The organism is Methylobacterium sp. A52T (genome assembly GCF_053346095.1).
This window is the reverse complement of sequence record NZ_JBKFBI010000073.1, coordinates 19,430-28,945: the sequence shown is the minus strand read 5'-3', so window position 1 is coordinate 28,945 and position 9,516 is coordinate 19,430. Positions and strand designations below refer to the sequence as shown.

Genomic DNA, 9,516 nt, shown 5'->3' with positions numbered 1-9,516 from the left:
CGGATGACGGCGCGGCGCTCGACGCGGCCGCGATCGCGCGGGCCGCCGGCCCGGCGCTGCCCGGCGGCCTGCGGGCGGTCGCGGAGATGACCGCCTACGACCTCTACTGGTACCCGCACGGCTCCGATCCGCGGCCGCTCCCGGTGCTGCGCCTGCGGTTCGGCGACCCGGACGCCACCTGGCTCCACGTCGATCCTCGGGACGGGACCATCCTCCAGCGCCTGGACCGCTCGGGCCGGATCAACCGATGGCTGTTCGACGCGGCGCACCGCCTCGACCTGCCCGGGCTCACCGGCAGCCGCCCGCTCCACGACGCGGCCCAGTGGATCCTGAACCTCCTGGCGGCCGGCATCGCCGTCACGGGGATCGTCGCGGGCTGGCGCAGGATGCGCCGCAATCTGTCGTCATCGGGGCCGGCATAGGGATCTCGGCGGCCGCCGCGGCCGATCACATTCTCATCGCCTTCATCGTCATCGCGAGCGCAGCGAAGTGACCCAGGGCAGCGCTACGCCGCGAGAGGCGGCGCCACCCGGGACCGCTTCACCGCGCGCGCGAAGTCGGCAGCGCCCCCGGAGCGGCCCTCAGAACCGCGCCGTCAGGAACAGCCGCACGTTCCGCCCCGGCAGCAGGATCTCGTCCTTCTTGAACGAGGTCGAGTTGCGGATGTCGTCGTTCAGGAGGTTGCGGCCCTGGAGGCCGAGGGTGATCGCGCTCGCCCCGTAGACCGCGGGATCGACGGCCTTGGTGTAGCTCAGCTCGGCGCGCAGGTCGTCGTAGCCGGGGGTCGGCGTCTCGTACACCGCCGTGGCGTCGTGGCTGAAGGCGTGGAGCAGGTTCACCCGCGCGAACCACCCGTCGGCCCGCAGGTAGACGCCGCCGCCGAGCCGGTAGGGCGGGATGCGCGGCACGTTCGCGCCGTTGTCGAACTGGGCGCGGACGAAGTCGAACTGCGCCTCGACGCCGGCGAAGCCGTTGCCCACCGGCACGAGGTCGTACTGGCCGATGATCTCGGCGCCGTAGAAGGTCGCGTTCTGCTGCTGGTAGACGATCTGCCGGTTGTCGGTGCCCACGCCGCAGGAGGCGAAGTCGTCGTCGCAGGTCAGGCCCGTGTAGTTCCGGTAGATGAAGCCGGTGTAGCGGGTGAAGTAGCCGGTGGCGTCCAGGCGGAAGGGCCCCTCGGCCCGCCGGATGCTGGCCTCGACGGTCCGGGCGCGCTCCTTCTTGAGGTTCGGGTTGCCGATCTCGAAAGTCGCGGTGGCGTCGTGCGGCCCCTGCGAGAATAGCTCGTAGCCCGTGGGACCGCGCTCGACGTAGGAGCCGGTGAGGCTCGCCACGAAGCCGTAGGGCAGGTCCTGCAGGGCGCCGATGCTGGCGCTCTTCGGGGCGAAGCGCCGGGTCCGGGCGTACTGGAACGGCTCCTGGCCGTCGACCGGCACGTAGTCGGAGGGGAACTGGGCCGCCGTGCTCGACAGCCGGTCGACCTCGTAGCGCCCGGCCGCCTGCAGCCGCGTGCCCGGGCGCAGTTCCAGCTCCTCGAAGAGGTAGACCGCGTTCGCGCGCGACTCCGTCTTCGGCAGGAACGATTCGAGCTGCGTGTTGATCACGCGCCGGTCCGATTGGAAGCCCAGAGCGCCGGTGAGCTTGCCGAACTCGGTGATGACCGGGACGTGCTGGAGTTCCAGGCGGCCCTCGGCCTCGCGGTTCTTGAAGATCGCCTGGACGCCCTCGATCCCGTCGTCGCCGATCCCGACCTCGTTGTGGCGGTAGACCGAGTAGCCCGCCCAGTAGCGGATCACCTCGAAGGGCCCGTCGAGCGGGCGGTATTCGCCCCGTGACAGGACCCGGTCCTGGTTCGGGGTCAGGCGGGTCCGGTCCTGCTCGGCGACGCCGCCGGGGATCGCGTAGACCGCGTCGTAGTGGCTGAAGGAGATGCCCACGAAGCCGCGGTCGCCGATCGCCGAGATGCCGACCGCGCCGCCCTGCGATTCGTTGTACGAGTTGCGCTGGATCCCGCCGGGGATCGCGTAGCTGTCGTTGGCGGTCTTGAAGCCGTCGGCGTGGACCGCGATGCCGTCGCCGCCGGCATCCATCGTGGCGGCCCCGAGCCGGCCGTTATCCACGCTGGAGAAGCCGCTGGTGACCTGGCCCTGAACCCCGTTCGCCGGGATGAAGGTCGGCACCCGGTTGTTGTCGGCCGAGACGACGCCGCCGATGGCCCCCGAGCCGTAGCGCAGGGTCGCGGGACCGCGGATCACCTCGATCCGGTCGGAGACCAGCGGGTTGACCGGCACGGCGTGGTCCTCGCCGAGGTCGGACACGCCGCCATTGACGATGCCGTTCTCCTGGATCCGCACCCGGGCATTGTCGAGGCCGCGGATGATCGGCCGCGAGGCCGCCCCCGGCGCGTAGGTCGTACCCGAGATGCCCGGCCGGTCGAACAGGGCGTCGCCCAGGGTCCGGGGCTGGTCGCGCGCGATCTGGTCCTGGGTCACTACGGTGACCGGAGAGAACGTGTTGGTCGCAACCGGCAGGACGCCGATCGGCACCGCCGGATCCGCCGCGACCGCGCCGCGCGACGGCTGGATCGGGCTCGGGCTGGTGACGCTGATCTCGTCGAGGGCGACGGCCTGCTGCGCCCGCGCGGCGGACGGTGTCAGGAGGCCGGCGCAGACGGTCGAGGACAGGACCGTGCTGGCGAGGAAGCCGAAGCGGCGCGAGGGAGGCATCGAAACTCACAGAGTGTTATATCGTTTCATTGTTGCGGCCCATCGGATCGGTGCAAGCCTTAATCCCGCGCCCGTCGGACACGGCCGAGAAACGTTACATCGTTGCAACAGCCGCTCCTGCGGCGCTTCTGCATGGTCCATCGATGCGGGTTGACTTTGAAACGTTATAACATTTCGATCGCGTCATGACCCAGCGCGACACCCGCCTTCCCGTCACCGTCCTGTCCGGCTTCCTCGGGGCCGGGAAGACGACCCTGCTCAATCACGTGCTCAACAATCGCGACGGCCGCCGCGTCGCGGTCATCGTGAACGACATGAGCGAGGTGAACATCGACGCCGATCTGGTCCGGGCCGGGGGCGCCGATCTGTCCCGGACCGAGGAGACCCTGGTCGAGATGACCAACGGCTGCATCTGCTGCACCCTGCGCGACGACCTGCTCGCCGAGGTCCGGCGGCTGTCGGAGACGGGGCGGTTCGACTACCTGCTGATCGAGGGAACCGGCATCGCCGAGCCGCTGCCGGTCGCCTCGACCTTCTCGTTCCGCGACGAGGCCGGCCGGTCGCTCTCGGATCTCGCCCGCCTCGACACGATGGTGACCGTGGTCGACGCGGTGAACCTGCTCAAGGATTACGGCTCGGCCGCCTTCCTGCGCGAGCGCGGCGAGACGGCGGGCGCCGAGGACACGCGCACGCTCGTGGACCTGCTCGTGGAGCAGATCGAGTTCGCCGACGTGGTGGTGATCAACAAGGCGCGCGACGTGCCGGCCGAGCACCTCGCGCTGGTGCGCTCCGTTGTGCGCGGCCTGAACGCCGATGCCCGCATCCTCGAGACCGATCACGGGCGGGCGCCGCTCGCCGAGATCCTCGACACCGGCCTGTTCGACGAGGAGAAGGCACAGGAGCACCCGCTCTGGTTCAAGGAACTCTACGGCGCCCACGCGCACGTGCCGGAGACCGAGGAATACGGCATCGCCTCCTTCGTCTACCGGGCCCGGCGGCCCTTCGACCCGGAGCGCTTCAACGCCTTCGTCAACGCCACGTGGCCGGGCCTGATCCGCGCGAAGGGCCACTTCTGGCTCGCGACCCGGCCGGACTGGGTCGGCGAGTTCTCCCTGGCGGGCGCCGTGGCCAGGGTCTCGGCGATGGGGTTCTGGTGGTCGGCCGTGCCGCGGCGGCGCTGGCCGGAGGCGCCCGAGTTCCAGGCGCGCCTTCAGGACGTCTGGAGCGAGGTCTGGGGCGACCGGCGCCAGGAGCTGGTCTTCATCGGCACCGGCATGGACGCCGCGGCGCTCACGGCAGCGCTGGACGCCTGCCTGATCGAGACCGGTGCGGACCGGGCGCCGTTCGATCCCGCGCCCTATAGCGGCCTGCCGGACCCGTTCCCGACCTGGCGCCGCGCGGCCTGAGGGCGAAGGTCAGGTCGCCAGCGCCTCCGCCTCGTCCTCGGCCTCGATCTCGGCATCCGCCTCGGTCGTCTGGCCGGATGCGCCGGCCGCCTCCGCGAGGCCGCGGGCCGCCTTCCGCAGGAGCTTCCGGAGGCGGCGGCGATCGGTCTTGTCGAGGTGGTCGAGCAGCTCGGCCTCGACCTCCTCCTGGATCCGCTCGATGGCCTCGGCCTTGGCCCTGCCGGCCTCCGTGAGCTGGACCCGCACCACGCGGCCGTCACCCGACTCGGCCCGGCGCTCGACGATGCCGAGGGCCGCGAGCCGCGTGACGGTCTTGGAGGCGGTGGGCGGCCGGACGCGCAGCAGGGCGGCGAGATCGCCCATCGTCATCGTGCCGGCCGCGGCCAACGCCTGCACCACCTGCTCCTGCCCGGCGAACAGGCCGAGCTTGGCCAGACGGTCGCCGGTCCGTGCCCGGTGCAGGCGCGCCGCCTGCACCAGCGCCCAACCGACGCTGCGCACGCCGGGTGGCCTCAGCTTCTTGGACGGGAGGCCGAGCACCGCGGCCTCGTCCTGATGATCGCGCTTCTGCTTGTCGCCCACCGGAGCGCCCGAATTAGAGCCGGCGGCCGCCGGACAATCCTGAATCTGCACCGTCCACCCCCATCAAGCGGCCGCCCAGGTCCCTGTGGCGCCGGCCGGTGACGGTGCGATGACGGGGCTGGCGCGGAGGCCCGCTCAGCAGTGCATGAGACGCTGGAGACGGTCCAGGATGTCCTCGCCGGTGCAGGGTCGGGCGATAAACTCGGCATGCTCGGGCATGCGGGCCGGGTCCGGGGCCGCGCGCCCGGACACGATCAGGATCGGCAGCTGCGGCCGCGCCTCGGCCACGGAGCTCGCGAGGTCGAAGCCGTCGGTCTTTCCCGAGAGCTGCACGTCCGTGACCAGCCCGCAGATGTCCGGGCGCGCCTGCAGGATGCTGAGCGCCCGCTCGGCCGAGGCGCACTGGACGGTGTCGTAGCCGCCTTCCTCCAGCACGTCCCCGAGGTCCATGATCGTCAGCGCCTCGTCCTCGACGAGGAGGATTACCGGCCGATCGCCGCTCGAACCCGTCTGCTCGCTCGCCACTGTGTACTCCCTTCGGCAGCACCCGGCCGCGCGGGCCGCCGCACGCATCTCCAGCCGTAGGCCCAACGGCAGAAACGGTCCCGGGTTGCAGGCTGGCACGGGGGCTCGTCACGGGAAAGTGGAACGCGTGGGCGTCATGTCGATGCCGGCGCCAGCTCGGTCACCACCCCGGCGACGGCCTCGATGAGCCGATCGAGATCCGCCGCGCCGATCGTGAGCGCGGGGGTGAGGTAGACGATATCGCCGAAGGGCCGCACCCAGACGCCGCGGGCGAGAAGTTCCGCCTTCAGGGCGGCCAGATCGGGCGCCCGCGCGAACTGGACCGCGCCGATGGCCCCGAGGACCCGGACATCCGCCACGCCGCGCACACGCCGCAGCGGTTCCAGCCCTGTGGCGAGGCGCTCCGCGATGGCGCGGGCTTGGCTCAGGCGCGGCTCGGTCTCGAATAGGTCGAGGCTGGCATTGGCCGCCGCGCAGGCGAGGGGGTTGGCCATGAAGGTCGGGCCGTGCATCAGCGCCGCCGCCGGATCCTCGGACCAGAACGCCGCGAACACCTCCGTGCGGGCGATCGTCGCGGCGAGCGCCATCGTGCCGCCCGTGAGCGCCTTCGACAGGCACAGGATGTCGGGCACGATCCCCGCCTGCTCGCAGGCGAACAGGCTGCCGGTGCGCCCGAAGCCGGTGAAGATCTCGTCGGCGATGAGCGGCAGCCCGTGGCGGCGCGCCAGCCCGGCGACCGTCGCCAGCACCTCCGGCGGGTGGGTCCGCATCCCGCCGGCCCCCTGCACCAGCGGCTCGACGATCACCGCCGCCAGGGTCTCGCGATGCGCCGCCAGGGCCGCGTCGAGCGCCGCGGTCTCGGCCCCGCTGCGCGGCAGGTCGCAGAAGATCTGGCCCGGCAGGTAGGCCCCGAAGCGGCGGTGCATGCCCTCCTCGGGGTCGCAGACCGACATCGCCCCCATCGTGTCGCCGTGGTAGCCGCCGCGGAACGCGAGGACCTTCGTCCGCCCGCTCACGCCGCGGTTGATCCACATCTGCGCCGCCATCTTGAGCGCGACCTCCACGGCGACCGAGCCCGAATCGCTGAGGAAGACGTGGTCGAGATCGCCCGGCAGCAGGGCGGCGAGCCGCCGGGCCAGGGCCTCCGCCGGCGCGTGGGTGAGGCCGCCGAACATCACGTGGGGCATGCGCGCGAGCTGGTCGGCCACCGCGCCCGCTATGTGCGGGTGATTATAGCCGTGCACCGCGGTCCACCAGGAGGCGATGCCGTCCACGAGCTCGCGCCCGTCGGCGAGGCGGATGCGGGTGCCCTGGGTCGCGACCGCCTCCAGGGGCGGCGCCGCGCGGCGCATCTGCGTGTAGGGCCGCCAGAGATGGCCTGCGGGCGTTGCGAGGGTCATGCGCCTGGCATGATGTGGCCTCGGACGAGGGTCAAGGACCGGCACCCGCCGCTTGACATTGTCCGCGCGGCACCGCCCATCCCCGTGTCCATGGACAGCCTCGACGCCTTCGCCACCGGGAAACTCGACGCCCTCGAGGCCGGCAGCCTGCGCCGCAAGCTGGTGCCGACGGAGCGCGGCGCCGGCGCCGCGGCGGCGCGGCGGGGACGGGCACTCGTCTCCTTCTCGTGCAACGACTATCTCGGCCTCTCGCACCACCCGCGGGTGATCGCGGCGGCCCAGGCCGCGGTCGCGAGCCACGGCGCGGGGGCGGGCGGGTCGCGGCTCGTGACCGGCGACCATCCCTATCTCGGCGCCCTGGAAGCCGGCCTCGCGCGCCACAAGGGCATGGAGGCCGCCCTGGTCTTCGGCAGCGGCTACCTCGCCAATCTCGGCATCACCCCGGCGCTCGCCGGGCGGGGCGACCTCGTCCTGCTCGACGAGCTGTCCCACGCCTGCATGTGGGCGGGCGCGCGGCTCTCGGGCGCGCGGGTCCTGACTTTCCGCCACAACGATCCCAACGACCTCGCGGCGCGGCTCGCCGAGCACCGGTCCCAGCACGGGCGCGCCCTCGTGCTGACCGAGCGCGTGTTCAGCATGGACGGCGACCGGGCGCCCCTCGGCGACATCCTGGGCATCGCCGAATCCTTCGACGCCTGGACGCTGGTGGACGACGCCCACGGCATCGGCGTGGTCGAGGACGGACCGCGGGCGCCCCTGGAGATGGGCACCCTGTCGAAGGCGCTCGGCTCGTACGGCGGCTATCTCTGCGCGTCGCGCCCGGTCATCGACCTGATGACGAGCCGCGCCCGCAGCTTCGTCTACACGACCGGCCTGCCGCCGGCCTCGGCCGCCGCCGCCCTGGAGGCCCTGGCAGTTCTCGAAGCGGAGCCCGAGCGCCGGGCCCGCCCGCTCGCCCTCGCCCGGCGCTTCACCGCCCGCCTGGGCCTGCCGGAGGCCGAGAGCGCGGTCGTGCCGGTCCTGGTCGGCGAGGCGCAGGCGGCGCTCGACATCTCGGCCACCCTGGAGGCGCAGGGCTACCTCGTGGTGGCGATCCGCCCGCCGACCGTGCCGGCCGGCACCGCGCGGCTGCGGGTCGCCTTCTCGGCCGCCCACGCCGAGGCCCAGGTCGACGCCCTCGCGGAGGCCGTGGCCGCCCTGATCGGTTGAGCGCGGGCGCTTCTCGGTGATCGCGCCGATTCTCATATCTGCGGGCCCAACACGCGGCTGCGGACACCGTTCGTCTCTGCGAGCGCAGCGAAGCTAGGCAGGGCGGCACGACCCCTGGGATCGTGGCGCCACGCTGGATTGCTTCGCTGCGCTCGCAAAGACGGTGAGGGCGTCGCGACAACCTGCTAAGGCGTTTCGCGCATCGAGAACCCGATCCGGCCGCCCGAGGTCGGGCGACATCATCGAGAGGACGACGCCATGGACGCCACCGCGCTGCGAACCCTCCAGGCTCCGATCAAGGACAAGTACCGCACCGCGCCGCACGCGGCGGTCATCACCTTGAAGGCCAGGGGCACGCTGGACGACACCAAGATCGCCTGCAAGGTCGAGACGGGCCGCGCCATCGCGGAGGCCGGGCTGCATCCGGCCACGGGCGGCTCGGGCGCGGAGCTGTGCTCGGGCGACATGCTGCTGGAGGCGCTGGTCGCCTGCGCGGGCGTGACGCTCAAGGCGGTGGCGACCGCCCTGGAGATCCCGCTGCGCGCCGGCACGGTCAGCGCCGAGGGCGACCTCGACTTCCGCGGCACCCTCGGGGTCGACAAGGAGGCGCCGGTGGGCTTCCGCAACATCCGCCTGTTCTTCGAACTCGACACCGACGCGCCGGAGGACAAGCTCGCGCAGCTCCTGAAGCTGACCGAGCGCTACTGCGTGGTCTTCCAGACTCTCAACCACAAGCCGGACCTGTCGGTCGCCGCGACGACGGCCTGACGGGGCGCACCATGGCGGGCGGCATCACCCAGGCCGAGTACTGGAACGGCGAGGTCGGGGCGCGCTGGGCGCGCAATCAGGCCGTCCTCGACGCGATGTTCGTCCCGCTGACGGAGGCGCTCTTCGCCCGCGCGGGGCTCGCCCCGGGCGAGGCGGTGCTCGACATCGGCTGCGGCGCGGGCGCCACGACCCTGCAGGCCGCGCGCCGGGTCGGGCCCGGCGGGAGCGTGACGGGCGCCGACATCTCGGCGCCGCTCCTCGCCGTGGGGCGAGATCGCGCCGAGGCGGAGCCGCCCGGGAGCGCGTCGATCCGGTTCGTCGAGGCCGATGTCGAGACGGCCGATCTCGGACGATTCGACCACGGCGTGTCGCGGTTCGGCGTGATGTTCTTCGCGGATTCAGCCCGCGCCTTCGCCAACGTGCGCCGGATGCTCCGGCCGGGCGGCCGGATGACCTTCCTGTGCTGGCGGCCCCTCGGCGAGAACCCGTGGGTGGGCGTGCCGCGCGACGCGGTGCTGCCGCTCCTGCCGGAGGTGCCGCCGCCGCCGCAGCCCGACACGCCGGGTCCGTTCCGCTTCGCCGACGCCGACCCGCTCGTCGCGCTCCTGCGCGGGACCGGGTTCGACGCCGTGACCTGCGATGCCCTCGACCGGGACATCGTCCTCGGGCAGGGCGAGACCGACGCGGCGGCGGTCGCGGCGGCCACCCACGTCGCCCTGAACCTCGGGCCGAGCTCCCATCTCGTCCGCGAGGCCGCGCCGGATCTCCGGACGCGCGCCGAGGCGGCCGTGGCGGAGGCCCTCCGGCGGCACGCGGCGGGCGGCGCCGTGCGCCTGCGCGCCGCCTGCTGGCTCGTCCAGGCGGGATAGGTTCCGCGCCGCTGCTCGATCTCACCGTCTT

The 9,516-nt window shown here is 72.6% G+C and carries 8 protein-coding genes and 1 pseudogene; 5 read left to right on the top strand and 4 right to left on the bottom strand.

Annotation, left to right across the window (positions count from 1 at the left end):
- Nucleotides 1-422, top strand: a pseudogene (locus ACLBYE_RS17930) (PepSY domain-containing protein); the annotation flags it as partial.
- A 159-nt stretch (nt 423-581) separates the two neighbouring features.
- Here ACLBYE_RS17930 and ACLBYE_RS17925 read toward each other — a convergent pair.
- On the bottom strand, nt 582-2,726 hold the full coding sequence (locus ACLBYE_RS17925) for a TonB-dependent receptor (RefSeq protein ID WP_447695220.1): 2,145 nt from the start codon (nt 2,724-2,726) through the stop codon (nt 582-584).
- A gap of 185 nt (nt 2,727-2,911) precedes the next feature.
- Here ACLBYE_RS17925 and zigA point away from each other — a divergent pair, with 185 nt between their 5' ends.
- The gene (gene zigA, locus ACLBYE_RS17920) at nt 2,912-4,132 is read left to right on the top strand and encodes a zinc metallochaperone GTPase ZigA (RefSeq protein ID WP_447695219.1); all 1,221 of its coding nucleotides are present in this window, start codon (nt 2,912-2,914) and stop codon (nt 4,130-4,132) included.
- 9 nt (nt 4,133-4,141) lie between these two features.
- Here the strand turns inward: zigA and ACLBYE_RS17915 are convergent, their stop codons facing one another.
- The 3 genes from ACLBYE_RS17915 to ACLBYE_RS17905 form a co-directional block, all read right to left on the bottom strand.
- Nucleotides 4,142-4,714, bottom strand: coding sequence for a MarR family winged helix-turn-helix transcriptional regulator (locus tag ACLBYE_RS17915; RefSeq protein WP_447695218.1), 573 nt, complete (start codon nt 4,712-4,714; stop codon nt 4,142-4,144).
- Nucleotides 4,715-4,849: 135 nt separating this feature from the next.
- Nucleotides 4,850-5,239, bottom strand: coding sequence for a response regulator (locus tag ACLBYE_RS17910; protein WP_020093672.1), 390 nt, complete (start codon nt 5,237-5,239; stop codon nt 4,850-4,852).
- Nucleotides 5,240-5,373: 134 nt separating this feature from the next.
- Nucleotides 5,374-6,639 carry an adenosylmethionine--8-amino-7-oxononanoate transaminase gene (locus ACLBYE_RS17905; RefSeq protein WP_447695217.1) on the bottom strand — a complete coding sequence of 422 codons (1,266 nt, stop codon included), beginning with the start codon at nt 6,637-6,639 and terminating at the stop codon, nt 5,374-5,376.
- Nucleotides 6,640-6,729: 90 nt separating this feature from the next.
- On the opposite strand from ACLBYE_RS17905, the gene ACLBYE_RS17900 reads away from it, so the two are divergent.
- The 3 genes from ACLBYE_RS17900 (at nt 6,730) to ACLBYE_RS17890 (ending at nt 9,485) form a co-directional block, all read left to right on the top strand.
- Nucleotides 6,730-7,848, top strand: coding sequence for an aminotransferase class I/II-fold pyridoxal phosphate-dependent enzyme (locus tag ACLBYE_RS17900; protein ID WP_447695216.1), 1,119 nt, complete (start codon nt 6,730-6,732; stop codon nt 7,846-7,848).
- Nucleotides 7,849-8,106: 258 nt separating this feature from the next.
- Nucleotides 8,107-8,616, top strand: coding sequence for an OsmC family protein (locus ACLBYE_RS17895; protein WP_447695215.1), 510 nt, complete (start codon nt 8,107-8,109; stop codon nt 8,614-8,616).
- Nucleotides 8,617-8,627: 11 nt separating this feature from the next.
- Entirely contained in the window at nt 8,628-9,485 is an 858-nt protein-coding gene (locus ACLBYE_RS17890) for a class I SAM-dependent methyltransferase (protein WP_447695214.1), read from the top strand.
- Nucleotides 9,486-9,516 lie beyond the last annotated feature (31 nt).